Origin of the sequence: Rhodococcus wratislaviensis, assembly GCF_041228765.1 — a bacterium.
GTDB lineage: Bacteria > Actinomycetota > Actinomycetes > Mycobacteriales > Mycobacteriaceae > Rhodococcus_F > Rhodococcus_F wratislaviensis.
The window spans coordinates 5,352,706-5,372,187 of record NZ_CP150488.1 but is presented as its reverse complement, the minus strand read 5'-3'; the positions used below and the strand labels follow the sequence as shown (position 1 = coordinate 5,372,187).

The window sequence follows — 19,482 nt, the reverse complement described above, 5'->3', positions numbered from 1 at the left end:
TAATCAACTCTGTTGGAGACTCGTTCGATGATTGATCTCTACTACTACACAAGCCCCAACGTGCGAAAAGTGCTCATCGCGCTCGAAGAGCTTTCGCTCGAATACCGGATCGTCTGGACCGACATCAAGGAAGGGGATCAGTTCGCCCCCGAGTATCTCGAGATCAACCCGAACGGCAAGGTCCCTGCGGTTGTAGATCACGATGGTCCCGGTGGTGAGCCCATCGCGATCTTCGAGACAGGGTCGATTCTGCAGTATCTTGCCGAAAAGACCGGAAGGCTGCTGCCTGCAGATCCCCGCGGCCGCCAGGAGGCGCTCTGCTGGCTGTTCTGGCAGGTGGCGAACCACGGTCCGATGGCCGGGCAGGCCGCCCACTTCGTCTCCCACGCACCCAAGCACGGGATCGACAATCCGTACGCGCGCAGTCGATATGTCGGTGAGGTCACCCGCCTGTACAAAGTTCTCGACAACCGGCTCCGTGATCGGGACTATCTTGCCGGCGAGTATTCGATAGCCGACATTTCAACGTACACCTGGACCAGAGTCGCCGGTGGGCACGGTATTACGGTCTCGGACTATCCGAATCTGAAGACGTGGTCGGATCGGATCGCGGCGCGTCCGGCCGCGAAGGTCAAGATTTCCGACTCACGTGAAGAAGCGGCGCGAAAGAACATCTACAACGCAGAGCAGTTCCAACGTCTGTTCCGACCCGAAGGATCCCCGGCATGAGCAACTCCCCAGCCCCGGTGGCCGACAAGGCGCCCGGTCTCACCATCGATGGACAGATCGTGACAACCTCGGTCGTCAACAGGGTGATCAACCCCGCGACCGGTGAAGTCTTCGCAGAAGTCCCTGACGCTGGTGTCGAGCATCTTGAAGCTGCTGTGGATGCCGCTCGGCGTGCGGCTCCCAGCTGGCGTGGTCTGGGCATCGCGGCGCGACAGGACATCGTTCGGAACGTTGTCGAGCTGGTTCGCACGAACATCGACGAACTCGCCATGCTGGTGACGCTGGAACAGGGAAAGCCCTTGGCCAAAGCTGCCGGCGAGATTGATTCCGGCCTTCGAGGCCTCGGTCGGTACGCGAGTACCGACATCCCGGTCGAGATCTTTCGGGACAACGATGACGAGTACATCGAGATTCACCGCGAGCCAGTCGGTGTGGTCGGTGCGATCACCGCATGGAATTACCCCTTGCTATTGGCGTTGTGGAAGATCGGGCCGGCACTTGTCACCGGAAACACCATAATCCTCAAGCCTTCCCCACTGACCCCTGTAGCGACCCTTCGGCTCGGTGAACTACTCCAACAGGCGCTTCCCGCAGGCGTTCTCCAGATTCTGAGTGGTGGAGACGACCTGGGGCGCGCAATGACAGCTCATCCGGGGATCAACAAGATCACCTTCACCGGCTCGGAGCGGGCCGGCAAATCGATCATGTCCGGCGCAGGTCCGACGTTGAAGAGGCTGACGCTCGAACTCGGCGGCAACGACGCGGGTATCGTCCTCGACGACGTGGATGTCGCGGCCATGGCAGACGACCTTTATTGGGCGGCACTGTCCAACTGTGGTGCCGTATGCGCCGGTCTCAAACGTCTCTACGTCCCTGCCCACCTCGCGTCCGCGATCGAGGAGGCACTCGCCGAAGTGGCCAAGACGATCGTCGTCGGCAACGGACTCGACGAGGGCGTCGACATGGGACCGATCCAGAACCGCACGCAGCTGGAAAAAGTCCGAGGCTATGTCGACGATGCGGTGCACCGCGGCGCCGATGTCTACTTCCGTGGCGAAGTCCCGGACGGTCCAGGGTACTTTCACCCTGTCACCCTTGTCCGCGGTGTCGACGACACGATTCCGCTCGTCAGGGAGGAACAGTTCGGACCTGTTCTGCCGATCCTGACCTACACCGACATCGACGACGCCGTCGAGCGCGCCAACAACTCGGATCTCGGTCTCGGCGCATCGGTGTGGTCTGCGGACGAACAACGTGCAGTGCAGGTAGCAAATCGCCTGGAAGCCGGTACTGCATGGGTCAATCAGCATCCAGTGCTGACATCGGATGTCCCATTCGGCGGAGTCAAGCAGTCCGGATTGGGTGTCGAACAGTCCATCCACGGGATCCTGGAATACACCAACTTCAGGGTGCTCCGGGTCAAGCGCTGACATAAACGTACAGAGCTGTCGGCTCGCCGCAACGATGAACCACCCAGCGTGACCCACGAAGCGGAGGGGCCGACAGCTCCCTACACCCGTGCATCGACCGATCGTCCCCACGGTCGCCGACGCGCCCAGAAACAGGACGGATCCATGAGGCAACAATTCATCCAACCAGGAGCGGATACAGTCGGTTCACGGTTGACGTTCGTATTCATCACCGATCCGGTCAGTGAGCTGGCACCCGCCCACGACACCACGGTGGCGTTGATGGAAGCAGCTCAGGCTCTCGGGCATCGTGTTCTGGTGACCACCATCGCCGAACTAGGTGTGACTGCAGGGCGGGCAACGGCGCAGACCCGCGGCGTCACGCTGCAGCCTGCAGTGCTTGTCGGCGGCAACTGGGTGATCGGAAAGAACTGGTTCGTCGCGAGCGAACCCGAGCAGATCTATCTCGACACCGTGGCAGCCGTATTCATGAGGACAGATCCTCCCGTGAATGCCGACTACCTTCGGGCGACATACATTCTCGACCTGGTCGATCCTGCGCAAACGCTCGTGCTGAACTCACCCAGCGGTCTGCGGGACGCAAACGAGAAGCTTTTCGCTCTTCGCTTTCCCGAGCTCGGCCCCCCGACGCTCATCTCTGCAGATCGCACCGAGATCATCGACTCGGTCCAGTCGTGGGGTAGGGCCGTTCTCAAACCAACGGACGGGATGGCCGGACGCGGGATCATGTTGCTCACTCCTGGCGACCCCAATCTGCACTCGATCCTCGACACCGCGACCGAACGTGGAACCCAACACGTCGTTGTCCAGCAGTTCATCCCCGCGGTCACGGCGGGGGACCGACGTGTCATCGTTCTCGGAGGAACCCCAGTCGGAGCTGTCCGGCGGATTGCACAGGGAGACGAATTCCGCTGCAATATGGCAGCGGGTGCGAGCGTGGAAATCGACACAGTCACTGAGAACGATCGAAGAATCTGCAGAACCATCGGTCCCGAGCTCGTCAGGCGTGGACTCCATTTCGTCGGAATCGACATCATCGGAGAGTGGCTCACCGAAGTGAATGTAACCAGCCCCACCGGAATTCGCGAGATCGACGCACTCAGCGGGACGCACCTCGCAACGACCACCATATCGTCGGTCACGGCACTGTGCGCGAACGTGGAGGTCCGATGATGATCACCCCAAATCGTACCGAACGCGTGGTCGTCGTCGGCGCGGACGCCGCTGGTATGAGCGCGGCACACCAAGCGCTCCGTTCGGCACGCGCCGACGGTCGGACGATCGAGGTAGTCGTGTTGGAACGAACCAGTGATACCTCCTACTCTGCATGCGGAATGCCCTATCTGATCTCGGGAACGGTAGCCAGCGAAGACGAACTGATCGCACGCACGCCAGAACGCCACCGAGAACTGGGTGTAGATCTTCGTCTCGATGCGCTGGTGACCGAGATCAACACGGAAAAGCGCACCGTCACATACGCAAATAGCGCAGGCGTATCCGAGGCGGTAGACTTCGACAAACTCGTGCTCGCAACCGGAGCGCACCCCGTCATTCCGCCATGGGCGGTTGACGGCAACGGCGATCTGACCCCGGGCATTCTCCCCGTGAAGAACCTCGAGGATGCGCGTCAATGGCTCGGTCTTGTGGTGCCAGAGGAATCGTCGGACTCCGAATCGACCAGGACCACACGGCATGCGGTGGTCGTGGGTGCCGGCTACATCGGCGTCGAGATGGCGGAGGCTATGGTCGATCGAGGGTATGAGACTACGCTGATCACCCGCAGTTCGGTGATGAGTAACCTCGACGAGGATATGAGCGCACGCGTCCACAGCGCCCTCGTCGAAGGTGGCGTTCGCGTTGTCCCGGAGTGCACAGTCGTGAGCATCGGCAACGTTGACAGAAGAGTCCACTCCCTGACGGGGAGTAATGGGGAAACGTACCTCGCAGACGTCGTTGTCCTCGGGCTCGGTGTTCGGCCCGCCACTGAGCTGGGAGCCGCCGCAGGCATCTCGGTCGGAGACTTTGGTGGATACCTTCCGGATGAGAACCAATCGGTGGCTGAAAATGTCTGGGCCGCTGGCGATTGCTGTGAGGTCATCGATAGGATCACGGGAACCCGTACGTTCGCTCCTCTAGGCACGCATGCGAACAAACAGGGCAGAATCTGTGGATACAACGTCGTCGGCGGCAAGCAACAGTTTGCTGGCGTATTGTCGACAGCCATAACCAGATTCACCAATCCAAGTGTGCACGTGGAAGTGGGACGGGCCGGGCTCTCCTCCGACGCGGCGATTGCTGCCGGATTCTCCCCTGAATCGCTTGTCACAGTGGGGGGAACTGCCAGCGGATACATGCCGGAGCGGTCACCAATCGCCACCAAGATCATTGCAGACCGGAGGAGTCGGCGACTTCTCGGTGTGCAGATCGTCGGAGGCCGGAATTCTGCCAAGCGTATCGACACTGCGGCTGCAGCGCTGTGGGGACAGATGACTGTCGACGACCTTGCCTCCATGGATCTGTCCTACGCGCCCCCATTTGCAACCGTGTGGGAAGCCGTTCAGCTCGCCGCAAGAAGGTTGGCCGACAGACTCTGAAACACCCGATGTCTTCAGCGACTACTCATTCGGTCGCTGATCGGGGCGCCGCGGGCCGCCTCAGTCGAGTCGGGACACCTGGTAGTGGATGATCCGATCCCCGTCGAGCGATTGCCTGACCAGCACGCTCAGGTACACGGTCAGCGTCGGCCGGTCCGTGAAGGAGAAATCGACGTTCAGGTAGCCGAGCACGACATCGTCGGCGAGTCGACGGGTTTCGAGGATCCGGTACGCGGCGGTCATGCCCAGTGGTTGGGAGGCGTAGTAGTCGGCGACACCCTGGCGTCCGACGGTGTAGGGATGCAGGCCCTGGAAGATCGCGTCGGCGGTGAACTCGGCGGCGACGAGGTCGGGCTCGTGTGCGTCGACCGCGGCTTTCCATCGGTCGAGGACGCCGCGCAGGATCTCGTCGTGTGAAGCCGTGCTGTTCATGAGTGCCCGCCGCGTGCTCTCAGTGCCCGGCGCTCTGGCCGCCGTCGACGTGCAGGATCTCGCCGGTGACGAACCCGGCGTGCTCGAGGTAGAGGATCGCGTCGACGACCTCGTCGATCTCGCCCAGCCGGCCGACCGGGTGCAGGGCAGCGAGGGCCTCGTGCGTGTCGACCGGGTGCATCGGGGTGCGAATGATACCGAGGGCGACGGTGTTGACCCGGATTCCGCGGGTCGCGTACTCGATCGCCAGCGACTTGGTGACCGCGTTCAGACCACCTTTGGTCAGCGATGCGAGGGCCGAGGGCACCTGCGAGTTCGCGTGGTCCACCAGGGTGGTGGAGACGTTCACCAGATGGCCGCCGCTGCCCTGAGCGAGCATCGCGGCGACCGCGCTGCGGGAGATGTCGAAGAAACCTCGCAGGTTCACCCCGGTCACCGCGTCGTAGTCCTCGTCGGTGTAGTCGGTGAACGGCTTGGCCACGAAGATTCCCGCATTGTTGACCAAGGTGTCGATCCGGCCGAACCGCGCCAGCGCCTGCTCCACGATGTGGGCGCCGGTTCCCGGCTGGGACAGGTCGCCGGGCACGGTCAGCACCTCGGGATCATCGGATGCGCCGATGGAGCGGGAGGTCGCGACGACGGCGTAGCCGAGCTTGCGGTAGCCGGTGACCACGGCCGCGCCGATGCCCTGGGACGCGCCGGTGACGATGACGACTTTCTGCGTGGTGTTCATATGCCGAAGTACTCGCTTCCGAAATGAGGGTTTTTCACGAAGGCTCGATGACCGAATCCCGGGTATCCGACTCGGGCCACGGGTGTTTCGCTCACGAATCGATGATCCGCGCGCGGCGAGTGCTGCGCCACGACCTGTTTACTCCCTCGTGGGAGGCGCAGCCTCCCACGACACCCCTGTTACCGGTGGGGGTCGTCCGCGGGCAGCCAGATTCCGCTGTCGTGGATGCCGAGATCGCCGACGTCCCGGGTGAGGGCGTCGGTGGCGGCGAGCACGACGGGGCGGATTTCGTTCCGGCGCCAGACGAGCGACCACGTCCAGATCACCGCCGGGTTGATCACCGGTCGTGCGGCGAGGTCGGGCGGCAGCGTCGTGGTCTGGCCCTTGGGAGAGTTGAGCACGGGGCGGCCCGCGGCGCGGACGTGGTCGAAGAATGCGGGACCGGTGATGCCGCCGTCGTCGATCCGCAAGATTCGCGCCCCGGTGTCGCGGGCCAGTTGTTCGGCGAAGAGGTTCCACGACGACCAGGACGTCGCGTCGTCATCGACGAGCAGCAGGACGTCTCGCGCCCGCACCGGTGCGGTGTCCGCACCGGCGGACACCGCGTAGAGCCGGTCCGCGCCGAGCAGCCGGGCCTGCAGGCCGTGGTGGGCGAGATCCGACTTCCGCACCCAGCACACGGCCAGGTCGAGACTGCCGTCGGCGACCCGCGCGGCCTGGGCGTGCGAAGGCACAACCCACGGGTCCACGTGCAACTGCGCCACACCCGAGGTGCGCGCGGTCAGGTCCGCGGGAAGCCAGTTGACGTAGCCGATCCGGACCGGCTCCGCCCCGGACAGGCGCTCGGCGCGGGCGCGCAGGTCGTCGGCGCGCTCGAGCAGTGCGCGGACGTGCGGAAGCAGTGCCGCACCGGCCGGGGTGAGGGCGACGGAACGGCGGTCGCGGGCGAACAGCTGCACGCCGAGGTCTCGTTCGAGCGCGATGATCTGCTGGGACAGGGAGGGCCCGGCGATCATCAGCCGCGTCGCCGCCCGGCCGAAATGCAGTTCCTCGGCGACGACGAGGAAGTATCTCAGCTGACGCAGTTCCACGCTTGCTCATGCTACGTGCGGTAAGAGGCTGCGCCTATCAGGCAGAAGTAAGGCGGTCGTGGCGGGCCGGCCGGATCAGGGCACACGATGAATCATGACCTCAACCCCCGAACCGAGAACGAGCATGCAGGAGTTTCTCGTCGAGATCACCACGACGATCCCCGACGGCACCGAGTCATCCGAAGTGGACGCGCGCCGCGCCGCGGAAGCGATACGCGCCAGGGAACTTTCGTCCGCAGGGCATCTGGCCCGGTTGTGGCGCCCGGTCGGTGAGCTGCGCAGTATCGGGGTGTGGCGCGCCGACGACGAAGCGGACCTCCACACGAACGTGCTCGACACGCTGCCTCTGCGGCCGTGGATGAGTATCACCGTCACCGCGCTGCGGCCACACCCGAACGATCCGGGCCAGTGGTGAGAGCGTTTTCTCCGCGGGCGCACGTCGGCCGGGCGGCTGCGGCGTTGGCGGCGAGCATGGGCGTCGGGCGATTCGTCTACACCCCGATCCTGCCGCTGATGCACTCCCAGGCGGGTCTGTCCTCCTCGCACGGGGCCGCGCTGGCCACGGCGAACTACATCGGATACCTGGTGGGGGCACTGGTCGGCATCCTCATTCCTGCGGCGGTGCGCTCGGCAACGGTCATGCGTACCTCCCTGGTGGTTCTCGTCGCGACCTTGGCGCTCATGCCCGCCACACACGATGGGTCGGCCTGGTTCGTCCTCAGACTCGTCGCCGGCATCGCGAGCGCACTCATCTTCATGATCGCCGTCAGCGCCATGCTCTCCCACCTGCGGTCGCACGCCCAGCACCTGGCCGGCTGGGCGTTCGGCGGAGTCGGAGCGGGCATCGCCCTGTCCGGCGTCCTCGTGTTCATTCTGGGTTCGATCGGCACCTGGCGCTCAGCCTGGTGGGCGGCTGCCGCTCTGGCGCTGGTCTGTGCCGCCGCAGCATGGGCACTGACGCCGGAGCCGTCGCCGACCGCCACTGCCGCCGGACCGGGAGCGCCCGGCCGCCCACGGACCGACCGCTGGTTCACGGCCGTGTTCGTCAGCTACTTCCTGGAAGGCACCGGCTACATCATCGCGGGCACGTTCCTCGTCGCCGCGATCGATCACACCGCGGGCGGGCGGGTCGGCAGCGGTGCCTGGATTGTCGTGGGGCTGGCAGCGTTGCCGAGTTGTGCAGTGTGGGCGTGGCTGAGCCGTCGGTGGTCGCGGCCGATCCTCCTGCTGGTTGCCCTGCTCATCCAGGCCGTCGGCATCGCGCTGCCCGCCGTCGTCGCCGGTGTCGGCCCCGCCCTGATCTCCGCCTTCCTGTTCGGTGCCACCTTCCTCGGCGTCGGGTCGTTGGCACTGGGTATCGGAGCGCATCTGCAATTCCCGCGTGCAGTGGCGCTGCTGACCACCGGATACAGTGTCGGTCAGATTCTCGGCCCCCTCGCCGTCACTCCGTTGCTGCACGACGGCTACCACCAGGCCCTGCTGGCCGGTGCCGCTGTGGTCCTCGCCGCGGCCCTCTCCGCGGCAGCGCTGCGCTTTCGGTTCCCCGATCATGTCGGTGTGGTGCACGAACCATCGCACTCGAACAACCAACACGCGGAGACCCCGCAGGGTGCCCGCAGCGTTCCTTCCGCAATAGCGGAGACGATCGCATGAGAACGCCCGCAAAAGATCTCGATCGTGGTCGACGACACGACGACTCGCATCAGGGTGCGTGACCCGGAAACTGTTGCTGCAATGAAGTTTCTGCCCGATCACGGCTTGTCCGGGCTACCGTCGAGCAGGATGCGGGGTGAGCTGGTCGAGACCGATTCCGGTCAGTGTCGAGGTTTCCCCGTGGCTCGCGCGTCAGGAGGTCGATGACGAGATCAGTCGTACGCCTCAGTCCCCAAGCAGCTTTGAAAGAGCTTCTCACCGATGTGCCTCCTCGCACCCGGGCGGGCTGACGTGTACGCGGCACCACCCTAGAAAAGACCTCGCGATCTTCCGCAACTCGGGGAGAGTGGAAGCGGTGACGTGCAGCATCGGATCGGATGCACGCCTCCGATCCATTGCCATTCGAAGGCCGGCCAGCGCTTCCCGGAGCCGCTCATCAGCTGAACAGACTTGCTCCCGTGGAACAGCGGAACCATGCGCCGCGACCGATTACCCGCGGATCCCGACCGAGTAAGCTGTGGGGCAACGAACGTATGCAGCCGCCTGCCGACGGGCACTCGTCCGGTAGACGTCTGGGAAATCGGTGATGCAGGATGGACCAAGGGCGCGGCCTCCGCCTCCCAGGCCCAGGGCTGAGCGATCGATGATGGACCCGGATGGTTCCGCTCCCATCCGCGGTGCGTACCCCACGCTCAAGGCTGAACTCGAAGCCGAGGGCTTCGGGGAAGTGGAGGTGGTCGGCCGCGGCGGGTTCGGGGTGGTATTCCGGTGCCAAGAGCCATCGCTCGACCGGGTCGTCGCCGTCAAGGTGCTGGGTTCGGGGCTCGACGAGGAGAATCGAGCGCGGTTTCTGCGTGAGCAGCGCGCGATGGGGCAGCTCTCGGGGCACCCGAACATCGTCAATGTGCTGCGGATAGGGGAGACTCGAAGTGGCCTTCCCTTCATCGTCATGCAGTACCACCAGTGTGACTCACTGGAGGCTGCCATCCGGGGCCACGGACCGACGGGGTGGGAGTCTGCGATCCGAATCGCAGTGAAGCTTGCAGGAGCGCTCGAGACCGTACATCGCGCGGGGATCCTCCATCGCGATGTCAAGCCGGGCAACATCTTGCTGACCGATTACGGGGAGCCGCAGCTCTCCGACTTTGGTATTGCCCGTATCGAAGGCGGCTTCGAGACGGACTCCGGCGCGCTTACCGGTTCACCGGCATACACGGCCCCGGAAGTGCTTTCCGGCGAGTCTCCCAGCGTCGCATCCGATATCTATGGGCTCGGCGCAACCCTGTTCTCTCTCATCACCGGGCATGCGGCCTTCGAGCGCCGGTCCGGTGAACAGATCGTCGCCCAATTCCTGCGAATTACCGCCGAACAAGCACCGCGTTTGCCGTCCGCCGGCATCCCAGCCGACGTTCGCGCGGCGATCGAGACCGCGATGGCTCGGGATCCAGGCGCTCGTCCATGCACCGCAGCGGAGTTCGGAAATCTATTCCGCGAGGTCGAACGCAGGCACGATCTGGTTGTCGACGAGATGGCGATATCAACTCGAGCAGAGCGGCCACCTGTTCGTTCGGTTCAAGAACGTGCCACCGGCACAGTCAGCTATGTGCCAACCGAGACACACGTCGCTTCGCTGCCTGAGGCCGTCGGGTCGTCGTTGCAACCGCCGAGCGCGTCGACGAAGTATCGGCCGCCGACACCGACGCGGGCACTTGTACCACGCAGTAGACTCGCCGGACAGTTACGCGACGCCAGTCGCCGGCGATTGATCTTGATCCACGCCCCTGCAGGGTTCGGAAAGAGCACACTGGCCGCGCAGTGGCGCGACACCCTGATCAGTTCCGGTGTTGCGGTCGCGTGGCTGAGCATCGACTCGGACGACAACAACGTCGTCTGGTTTCTCTCACACCTGACGGAGTCGATCCGCACCGTCCGACCGGATCTTGCCGCGGAGCTCGGCCAGATTCTCGAAGAACGCGGCAACCAGGCCGACCGGTACGTGCTCACGACCCTCATCAACGAGATCCACGAACGCGGCGAGCTGCTGACCGTCGTCATCGACGACTGGCACCGAGCGACCGATGCCGCGACCATCGCCGCGATGGGATTCCTTCTCGATCATGGGTGCCACCATTTGCAGGTGCTGGTCACCAGCCGCAGTCAGTCGGGATTGCCACTCAGCCGAATGCGGGTCCGTGACGAACTGGTCGAGCTCGACGCCGCTGCCCTCCGGTTCGACCTGGACGAATCCCGGGAGTTCCTCGTCGATATGTGTGGACTGACCCTTGAACAGGGCGAGATCTCCGACCTGAGGGACTCCACCGAGGGGTGGGTCGCGGCCTTGCAGTTGGCGTCGCTGTCTTTGCGCGGGCGTGACGATCCAGCTGAATTCATCAGCCACCTGTCGGGCCGACACCGAGGCATCGGTGAGTACCTCGCCGAGAACGTTCTCAGCGCCCTCGAGCCCGACCTCCTCGAATTCATGCTGGCGACGTCGGTCACCGAACGGCTCTGCGGTGATCTCGCGGCCGTGCTCGCGCGCGTCGACGACGGCCAAGCGCTACTCGAACACATCGAGGAACGCGATCTGTTCCTCCGTGCACTCGACGACGAACGAGAGTGGTTTCGGTATCACCACTTGTTCGCCGATTTCTTGCGTCGTCGTATGCAGCGCGATCATCCCGCGCGCATCGCCGAACTGCATCGCACGGCGTCGCAGTGGTTCGCCGCGCACGATCTGCTGAGCGAGGCTGTCGGTCAGGCACTGGCCGCCGGGGACCGGGAACTCGCGGCGGACCTCGTCGACGCACGAGGGCTGGCGCTGATCGAGCACTCGCAGCTCGCGTCGGTGCTGGGTCTGATCGACAAGGTTCCCCGGGCACTGGCGGCGGATCGCCCCCACCTGCAGCTCGCCCTCGCCTGGGCGCACGTACTGCTCCACCATGACCACACCATCGTGGAGGAATCACTTCGTTCTCTCGATGCCTGTATCGCCGACCTACCCGCCGCCGACACCACTACGGCCGACCTGCGTGTCGACGCCGCGCTGGTGAGGGGAGTCGCGGACCTCTTCGGGGACCGCATCGACGGGCTGACCGAGTTGGTGTCGGACTGCCTGGACCGGCAGAAGACCCTGCGCCCGTTCGTCCTCGCCGCTGCATCCAACGTCGCGTCCTACGAGGCGATTCACCGCTTCGACTTCGACGCCGCACAGCGGTGGCAGGAATGGGGGGCGCCCTTCCACGCGCGCACGACGGGGCCGTTCACTGGGGTATACGGGCACTGCTTTTCCGGGATCGCGGCAAACGAGATGCTGCGCGTGGAGGAGGCCGAGCGGTATTTTCGGTTGGCCTATGGTCTCGCGCGTGAGGCGGGAGGTCTCCACTCGTATTCCACGAGGCTCGCAAGCGCAATGCTGGGGGATCTGCTGTACGAGCGTGGCGAGTTGGACGAGGCCGAACGGCTGCTGGACGAGAGCTATCAACTCGGCTCGGAGGGCGGTGTCGTCGATTTCATGCTCGTCACGTTCGGCACCGGATCCCGGATCAAGGCCATCCGGGGAGATATCACAGCGGCTGCCCAGCGGCTGGACGACGGTGCACAGATCGCCGCCGAGTTGGTGCTGCCGAGGCTGGCCGCCCGTATCGGCAACGAGCGGACGAGGTTGGGGCTGTCGGCAGCCGATCCTGCGCAGCACCTGACCGAGGGCGACCCGGACACTCCCGCACCTGTGCCGGATCTGGTGGACGGGATCGTCGAGGTGACAGCAGAACTCGAGGAGGATTCGGCGATCCGGCGGCTGATGGCAGAGAAGTCGCTGCCGAGCGCGCTCGATGCCCGTGAGAGGGCAGCTGCCCTGGTAGAGCGTATAGCGACCCAGGCACGTCCCCGTGCGCTGCTGCGAGCGCGACTGTTGCACGTCGTGTCGGTTCTCGTCGCCGGTGATGAGCAGGAGGCCCTGGATGCTCTGATCCCGCTTGCCGCACAGTGCGCGCGTCTGGGCGTGATCAGGCTTCTGTGTGACGAGGGGCCGCCCATGATGCACCTTGTTGCGCGGTTGCGGGCCATTCAGACGCAACGGCCCCGGCCGTCACGTGGGCCGGCGATCTCGGAGGAGTTCTTGTCGTCGGTATTGGCCGCGGAGGTGTCGGCGGGCGGGTAGTGCCTGGACCAATGGCCGGTCGAACCAGGTGGCGGCCTGTCGCATGTCTTCGAACGGGTATTCGGCGGAGAACAGCAGGTGGTCGGCTCCGACTTCCTGAATGGTGTCGAGCAGGGCGCTGCGTCGTTTGACGAGTAGGCCGGACTTCTGGAGGACGGCGACGTGCTTCTGTACCGCAGCGAAACTCAGGTCGTACTTCGCTGCCAGTGCCGAGACGGAATGCTCGCCGGCCAGCACGCGACGCATGATGTCGCGCCTCGTTCGGTCGGACAGTGCGTGGAACAGGGCATCGGCCCGGTCCTCATGGACCCTTCCCCCTTCCACGTTATACACGGTTGTCCGCCCTCATGAGATTCGGTTCTGTGGTCCATACTCGCCCGTAGAAATTCGTATCGACAGGTGGGGAAGCGGAATGAGTTATGTGCTGGACTTCCAGGAGACCGACCGGTCGCAGGGTGCCGTCATCGGTGGCAAAGGTGCGAACCTCGCAGAACTGTCGCGCCTCGACGGCATAGATGTGCCGGACGGCGTCTGCGTGACGACGGATGCCTTCCGGAGGGTCATGGCCGATATACCGGAAATCGACGATCTGCTCGAACAGTTGTCGCACGTCGGGCCGGATGATCGAGACGTGATCCGGGTGCTGAGCGTGCAGATCCGCCGTGTGATCGAAGAGAGCGACATCCCGGACGATCTGGCGACGGAGATCGTCCGCTCGGTCACCCGGCTCGGCGAACACGCCGCCTTCGCGGTCCGGTCCAGCGCGACGGCCGAGGATCTGCCGACGGCGTCCTTCGCCGGCCAGCAGGACACGTACCTGAACATTGTGGGCGCCGTGGCGATTCTCCGGCACGTGAGCCGGTGCTGGGGTTCGCTGTTCACCGAGCGGGCGATCGCCTACCGTCTGAAGAACGGCTTCGACCACCGGAAGGTCCACATGGCCGTGGTCGTGCAGCGGATGGTGTTCCCGCAGGCGTCCGGAATCCTGTTCACCGCCGACCCCGTCACCTCCGACCGGACGGTCGCCACCGTGGACGCGGGGTTCGGGCTCGGCGAGGCACTGGTTTCCGGCCTGGTGAACGCGGACGTGTACAGGGTGCGCGACGGCGCGGTCGTCGACAAGACGGTCGCCGGCAAACAGCGCGCCGTCCGGGCGGCACCGAAAGGGGGGACGTACATACAGGAGATCGAACCGGAGTGGCAGTACCGGCCGGTGCTGACCGACGCACAGATCGTGCGCCTTGCGCAGGTGGGGCGTGACATCGAAGCGCACTTCGGCTGCCCCCAGGACATCGAATGGTGTTTGGTCGACGATGGCTTTCTGATCGTCCAGAGCAGACCGATCACCACGCTGTTCCCGATCCCTGTGGTCGACGATGGAGAAAACCACGTGTACGTCTCCGTCGGCCACCAGCAGATGATGACCGATCCGATGAAGCCTCTCGGGATCTCGGTGTGGCAACTGACAAGTCCGGCGCCGATGCGTGAAGCCGGTGGCCGGCTTTTCGTCGACGTCACCCAGCGTCTGGCTTCGCCCGCGAGTAGCGCAGCCCTGGTGGAGACGCTCGGCAAGTCCGATCCGCTCATCGGGGACGCGCTGCAGACCGTCCTCGACCGCGGCGACTTCATCCGGTCGTCTGCGGACGAGGTGCCCGTCGGCGCACCGGCCGGTGGTGCACCCGCCCTGATCGACCCCGATCCGGCTATCGTCGCCGAACTGATCGCAGGCAGCGAGGTTTCGCTTGCGGCCATGAAGCGCGACATCGTGACCAAGTCCGGATCGGAACTGCTCGACTTCATCGAGGCCGATATCCAGGAGCTGAGGCGAATCCTGTTCGATCCGCGCAGCGGGCAGGTGATCACGACGGCAATGGAGGCCACCGGATGGCTCAACGACCGCTTGCGGGAGTGGCTGGGCGAGAAGAACGCTGCCGACACGCTCACGCAGTCGGTTCCCCACAACGTCACTTCGGAGATGGGCCTCGCGCTTCTGGACGTCGCCGACGCGCTCCGGCCCCACCCGGACGTGGTGGCCTTTCTTCGGCACGTCGAGCACGCGGGTATCGAGGACGAGAGGTTCCTGGGCGCACTGGAGAAGCTCACGGGCGGCCCGGAGGCACGAGCGACCATCGAGGGGTACCTCGACAAGTACGGCATGCGCTGCGTCGGCGAGATCGACATCACGAGGCCGCGCTGGAGTGATCGCCCCACCACGCTCGTGCCGACGATCATGAGCAACATCGAAAACTTCGGACCGGGCGCAGGCAAGCAGCGCTTCGAGCGCGGTCTCCGCGAGGCCGAGCAGAAAGAGAAAGAGCTGCTGGATCGCCTACGCGCCTTGCCTGACGGGGAACGCAAGGCCGACGAGACCAAGCCCATGATCGACCGCGTCCGCACCTTTGCGGGATACCGGGAATATCCCAAGTACGCCATGGTCGGCCGCTACTTCGCCTACAAACAGGCCCTGTTGCGCGAGGCCGGCCGTCTCGTGGAGGCACACGGGATTCGCGAGCAGGAGGACGTCTTCTACCTGACGTTCGACGAACTCCGCAAGGTCGTGGCCACACACCGACCGTGCGACCGCCTCGTGCGTGAGAGAAAGGAAGCGTTCCGCTCGTATGGGATGCTCACGCCTCCCCGGGTGCTCACATCGAATGGGGAAGCTGTCTCCGGGGAGTATCGCCGCGAAGACGTACCGGCGGAAGCGCTGGCCGGTCTACCGGTGTCCGCCGGGATCGTGGAAGGGCGGGCACGGGTTATTTCGGACATGTCGCAGGCCGACCTGGTGGCGGGTGACATCCTGGTCACTGCCTACACCGATCCGAGCTGGACTCCCTTGTTCGTCGCCACCGACGGATTGGTCACGGAGGTAGGCGGATTGATGACCCACGGTGCGGTCATCGCGCGGGAGTACGGCGTGCCGGCGGTCGTGGGCGTGGAGAACGCCACCCGGCTGATCCGCGACGGGCAGCGAATCCGCGTGAACGGAACGGACGGGTACGTCGAGATTCTGCCCGACTAGTTAGGAAGCCGAGCCGCTACCGGACACCGGGTTCCGGCACGGGATGGTGCATGGATGGATGCAGGCAGGACGGCTCCTCTTCGGATTCCGACAGGTCAAGGGACCGATACGTATTGGCCCCGAGAACCATTCGCTGCTCGGTGCTGTACACGGCAGGGCGGTGGTCGAGCAACTCGAGTGCGGTTTTGATCGGTGTGGTGCGGGGGGAGGGTCCGGCTCAGCGTGTGCGCGTTGGTGAGTATTTCGTAGCGAAAGATTCTGTAAAGGAACGTAAGTACGGGGGGACAGGGTCACCTCCCTGATCCCTGCGGTGCGCTGACTGTGTGGTGACGAACCGGGGAGCGGATTGACACCGCCCCTCGGTGACTCGACCAGGTTGGGGCGTCGATCCGCTATCGTCTACGGATGAGCGATGACGCGACTCCGTCCGGTCCAACCCGCGCTCCGACGAGCACCCGGCGGGCGGTGCTCAACACGATGAAGGGCTCGGCAGGAAACCTCGTCGAGTGGTACGACGTGTACATCTACACGGTCTTCGCCACGTACTTCGAGGCGCAATTCTTCGACGAGAACGACGCCAACTCCACGCTGTACATCTATGCGATCTTCGCGGTCACCTTCGTCATGCGACCGGTGGGGTCCTGGTTCTTCGGCCGGTTCGCCGACCGCCGTGGCCGCAAGGCGGCCCTGATGCTCAGCATCACCATCATGTCGTCGTGCTCCTTCTTGGTGGCGGTCATGCCGACACGTGAAGTCATCGGGTATTGGGCGGCAGTGATTTTGGTCGTCGCTCGCCTGGTACAGGGATTTGCCACGGGTGGGGAGTACGGCACCTCGGCGACGTACATGTCCGAAGCGGCGACCGCGAATCGGCGCGGCTTCCTGTCGTCTTTCCAGTACGTGACCCTCGTGGGAGGTCACGTGCTCGCGCAGTTCACGCTCCTGATCGCGCTCAGCGTTCTCGATGTCGAGACGTTGAACGATTGGGGATGGCGGATCGGCTTCTTCATCGGCGGGATCGCTGCCCTGGTCGTGCTGTGGATTCGGCGCTCGATGGACGAGTCGCTCAGCGAGTCGCATCTGAAGGCCATCCGTGCGGGGGAGGACCGGACGGCGGGGTCCTTGACGGAGTTGTTCACCAAGCACTGGCGTCCGCTGCTGCTGGTGTTCCTCATTACCGCGGGTGGAACGGTCGCGTTCTACACCTACAGTGTCAACGCGCCGGCGATTGTGAAGTCCACCTTCGGGGCCGACCGGGCGCTGACGGCAACCTGGATCAACCTGCTGGGGCTGATCTTGCTGTTGCTGCTGCAGCCGATCGGCGGCATCATCAGCGACCGGGTCGGGCGCAAGCCGCTCCTGATCTTCTTCGGTGTGGGTGGAGTCCTCTACACCTACGTCCTGCTCACCTATCTTCCGCGGACCACCTCGCCGCTATCGGCGTTCGTGCTGGTCGCGGTCGGCTACGTCATCCTCACCGGTTACACCTCGATCAACGCGATCGTGAAGGCGGAGCTGTTCCCCGCCGACATCCGTGCCTTGGGGGTCGGACTGGGTTATGCGCTCGCGAATTCCATCTTCGGCGGTACGGCGCCGGTACTTTTCCAGGCGTCCAAATCGGCCGGTCACGTGGGCTGGTTCATCTCCTACGTGACGGTTGTGATCGGGGTCAGCTTGCTGGTCTACATCTTCGGGCTGAAGAACAAGTCGGTCACGGTGCTCGATCGCGAGCAGGGGAGCGCCTGGGGCGTGCCCGTGTCTTCGCGTCCAAGCTGATCCCCGGTCAGGTTCCAGGGGAATCGGTGCCGGCACCAGTGTGAACAGGTCAGTTTCTGGCGGGTTATGACTTCGCCGTCGGAGGTGACCGGCTCCGGTCTGGCGGGCGACCGGCATGCCGGTCGTATAGTCGCGACGACCTGGCCACCCTGGTGATCGACGAGGGGGACGGCGCGGTCGACGACCTCGACCGCTACTCTGCTGCCGCATAGGGCGACACGGTCGTCAACTACCTGAGAGTCATTGTCCGGGATCGGGTCGTGCCTGCAGCGCCGGCGCGGCGGCGGCAAGCAGCGCGTCGCGGTCTCGGTTCAACGGGGGATAGATGCGTCGGGTGTTGATCGTGACCTTGGTGGCTTTGGCTTGCGCACCGCGCGACACCACCTGGCGATCCCACCCCTCGGTGTACACCGCCCCCGCCGGTCCCAGGTCGAGAATCGTAGCGTACCAAGGGATCCGGAGCGGGAGCATCGGCTCCCCGAGAAGATCGCCGATGACGTTGTAGCCCGCGTAGCGGCCCATCGGGCGCCCATGCTGGCACGACATCACCGACAGGTGGCCATCGTCCACCCGTGCCGCGGCGACGTCACCGGCGGCGAATACTCCGGGCCAGCCGACCACCCGCAGATAGTCGTCGACCGGCAAGCGACCGAGCCGGTCGCGGTCGGGACCGAGCTGCGCGGTCAGCGGATTCGCCCGCATGCCCGCACACCAGACGACGGTGCCCGCGGCCAGCACCTCACCGGAGGAGAGCGTCACTCCGTGCTCGTCGACAGCTGCGACGCCGACACCGGTCATCGTCTCGACGCCGTTGTCGGACAGAGCCGCTTCGATTACCGGTCGCGCCGATGCTCCCATGTCGGAACCGACGTAGGGGTTGTGGTCGATCAGCACCACCCGCGGTTCGACGTTGCGTCCCGCGCACACCTTTGCCAGCATTCCGGGCAACTCGGACGCCGTCTCGATACCCGTAAGTCCGGCGCCGACCACCACCACGGTCGCCGCACCCACGTCCGCTCGGCCGTCGGACAGCGCGGCCAGGTGGCGCTGTAGCTTCGTAGCGCCGTCGTAGGTGTCCACGTCGAAACCGAATTCCCGCAAACCGGGGATGTCGGGTTTCGCTACCCGACTGCCCAGTGCCAGGACCAAGCGGTCGTACCGCTGTGTGTGCTGTGCCCCGTGACCCGAGAGGGTGACGCTGCGCGCGGCGGTGTCGATCGCCGTCACCTCGGCGGCGACGTGCCCGACGTCGACCGGGTCGAGCACGTCGCTCAGTGGGATGCGGCACGCACTCAGGTCTGCCTCGTAATTGCGGACCCGGATGTCGTGGAACGGCTGCTTACTGATCACCGTGACATCGACGGTGTCTGCTGCGTCGAGTTCGTCGAGCCGCCGGGCCGCTCCCAGCGCGGCCCATAGGCCGGCGAATCCCGAGCCGAGGACGAGGACCCGCTTGGAATCAGTCACCCCGATATCGTGCCAGGTCCACGCCGGGGCGACCGCTGGATCACGCGGGATCGTTCATCCAGCCGAACTGGTTCCCTGCGTGAGCCGGGCTACCAGGTCGACGTAGCCCTGCTTGGCGTCGGCGCTGCTCGTACCTGTCAACTTGGCCCAGGCGTCGTACTTGGCGCGGTTGACCATGTCGAGCCGACCGGGCCGCTTGCCCTCGACGTCACCCTTCGACCCCTGCTTGTACAGCGCGTACAGCCGCAGCAGTTCATCGTTGGCCGGCCTCGAGGTGAGCTTCTTGATGTTCTCCTGTGCGTCGGCAAACGCCTGATCCAGATCCGACATGGGTACCCCTGGCTCTCGGACGGACTCTTCGACGCAATCGTAACGCCGGAGCCGATGGCGCCTGAT

15 protein-coding genes are annotated in these 19,482 nt (G+C 64.8%); 9 read left to right on the top strand and 6 right to left on the bottom strand.

All coding sequences use genetic code 11. The annotated features are described in order from the left end of the window. Positions 1 to 27: 27 nt before the first annotated feature. From WKC72_RS24735 to WKC72_RS24720, 4 genes are all read left to right on the top strand, one after another. Positions 28 to 729: a glutathione S-transferase family protein gene (locus tag WKC72_RS24735; protein ID WP_037237680.1), complete on the top strand. Its 702-nt coding sequence runs from the start codon at positions 28 to 30 to the stop codon at positions 727 to 729. After that, positions 726 to 2,159: a non-phosphorylative glyceraldehyde 3-phosphate dehydrogenase TadD gene (gene tadD / locus WKC72_RS24730; RefSeq protein ID WP_037237678.1), complete on the top strand. Its 1,434-nt coding sequence runs from the start codon at positions 726 to 728 to the stop codon at positions 2,157 to 2,159. Before WKC72_RS24735 ends, tadD begins: the two co-directional genes overlap by 4 nt. A 144-nt stretch (positions 2,160 to 2,303) precedes the next feature. Further along, positions 2,304 to 3,332, top strand: a complete 1,029-nt coding sequence (gene gshB, locus WKC72_RS24725) for a glutathione synthase (protein ID WP_370179879.1) — start codon at positions 2,304 to 2,306, stop codon at positions 3,330 to 3,332. Then, a complete protein-coding gene (locus tag WKC72_RS24720) occupies positions 3,329 to 4,753 on the top strand; it encodes an FAD-dependent oxidoreductase (RefSeq protein ID WP_370179877.1) in 1,425 nt (474 codons plus the stop codon). Before gshB ends, WKC72_RS24720 begins: the two co-directional genes overlap by 4 nt. Before the next feature lie 60 nt (positions 4,754 to 4,813). On the opposite strand, the gene WKC72_RS24715 is transcribed toward WKC72_RS24720, so the two are convergent. The 3 genes from WKC72_RS24715 to WKC72_RS24705 form a co-directional block, all read right to left on the bottom strand. Next, positions 4,814 to 5,185, bottom strand: coding sequence for a hypothetical protein (locus WKC72_RS24715; protein ID WP_037237673.1), 372 nt, complete (start codon positions 5,183 to 5,185; stop codon positions 4,814 to 4,816). A gap of 19 nt (positions 5,186 to 5,204) precedes the next feature. Beyond that, complete coding sequence (locus WKC72_RS24710) at positions 5,205 to 5,918, bottom strand: SDR family NAD(P)-dependent oxidoreductase (protein WP_037237670.1); 714 nt, start codon at positions 5,916 to 5,918, stop codon at positions 5,205 to 5,207. A gap of 179 nt (positions 5,919 to 6,097) precedes the next feature. Beyond that, entirely contained in the window at positions 6,098 to 7,009 is a 912-nt protein-coding gene (locus WKC72_RS24705; RefSeq protein WP_037237667.1) for a LysR family transcriptional regulator, read from the bottom strand. Positions 7,010 to 7,103: 94 nt separating this feature from the next. On the opposite strand from WKC72_RS24705, the gene WKC72_RS24700 reads away from it, so the two are divergent. The 3 genes from WKC72_RS24700 to WKC72_RS24690 all read left to right on the top strand — a co-directional run bounded on the left by WKC72_RS24700 (position 7,104) and on the right by WKC72_RS24690 (position 12,821). Then, positions 7,104 to 7,424: a muconolactone Delta-isomerase family protein gene (locus WKC72_RS24700; protein WP_235214430.1), complete on the top strand. Its 321-nt coding sequence runs from the start codon at positions 7,104 to 7,106 to the stop codon at positions 7,422 to 7,424. 56 nt (positions 7,425 to 7,480) lie between these two features. Then, complete coding sequence (locus WKC72_RS24695; RefSeq protein ID WP_112302366.1) at positions 7,481 to 8,662, top strand: YbfB/YjiJ family MFS transporter; 1,182 nt, start codon at positions 7,481 to 7,483, stop codon at positions 8,660 to 8,662. A 643-nt stretch (positions 8,663 to 9,305) separates the two neighbouring features. Continuing rightward, on the top strand, positions 9,306 to 12,821 hold the full coding sequence (locus WKC72_RS24690; protein WP_370179873.1) for a protein kinase: 3,516 nt from the start codon (positions 9,306 to 9,308) through the stop codon (positions 12,819 to 12,821). Here the strand turns inward: WKC72_RS24690 and WKC72_RS24685 are convergent. Beyond that, the gene (locus WKC72_RS24685) at positions 12,750 to 13,145 is read right to left on the bottom strand and encodes a helix-turn-helix domain-containing protein (RefSeq protein ID WP_322789953.1); all 396 of its coding nucleotides are present in this window, start codon (positions 13,143 to 13,145) and stop codon (positions 12,750 to 12,752) included. The genes WKC72_RS24690 and WKC72_RS24685 overlap by 72 nt on opposite strands. An 88-nt stretch (positions 13,146 to 13,233) precedes the next feature. Between WKC72_RS24685 and rph the strand changes: the two genes are divergently transcribed. After that, entirely contained in the window at positions 13,234 to 15,843 is a 2,610-nt protein-coding gene (rph, locus tag WKC72_RS24680; protein WP_370179870.1) for a rifamycin-inactivating phosphotransferase, read from the top strand. Between the two features lie 405 nt (positions 15,844 to 16,248). Next, on the top strand, positions 16,249 to 17,619 hold the full coding sequence (locus tag WKC72_RS24675) for an MFS transporter (RefSeq protein WP_112302370.1): 1,371 nt from the start codon (positions 16,249 to 16,251) through the stop codon (positions 17,617 to 17,619). 240 nt (positions 17,620 to 17,859) lie between these two features. Here WKC72_RS24675 and WKC72_RS24670 read toward each other — a convergent pair whose 3' ends face one another. Next, complete coding sequence (locus WKC72_RS24670) at positions 17,860 to 19,086, bottom strand: NAD(P)/FAD-dependent oxidoreductase (RefSeq protein ID WP_370179868.1); 1,227 nt, start codon at positions 19,084 to 19,086, stop codon at positions 17,860 to 17,862. 54 nt (positions 19,087 to 19,140) lie between these two features. Next, positions 19,141 to 19,416 (bottom strand): acyl-CoA-binding protein, encoded by a 276-nt coding sequence (locus WKC72_RS24665; RefSeq protein WP_112302372.1) that lies wholly within the window; start codon positions 19,414 to 19,416, stop codon positions 19,141 to 19,143. Positions 19,417 to 19,482: the final 66 nt, after the last annotated feature.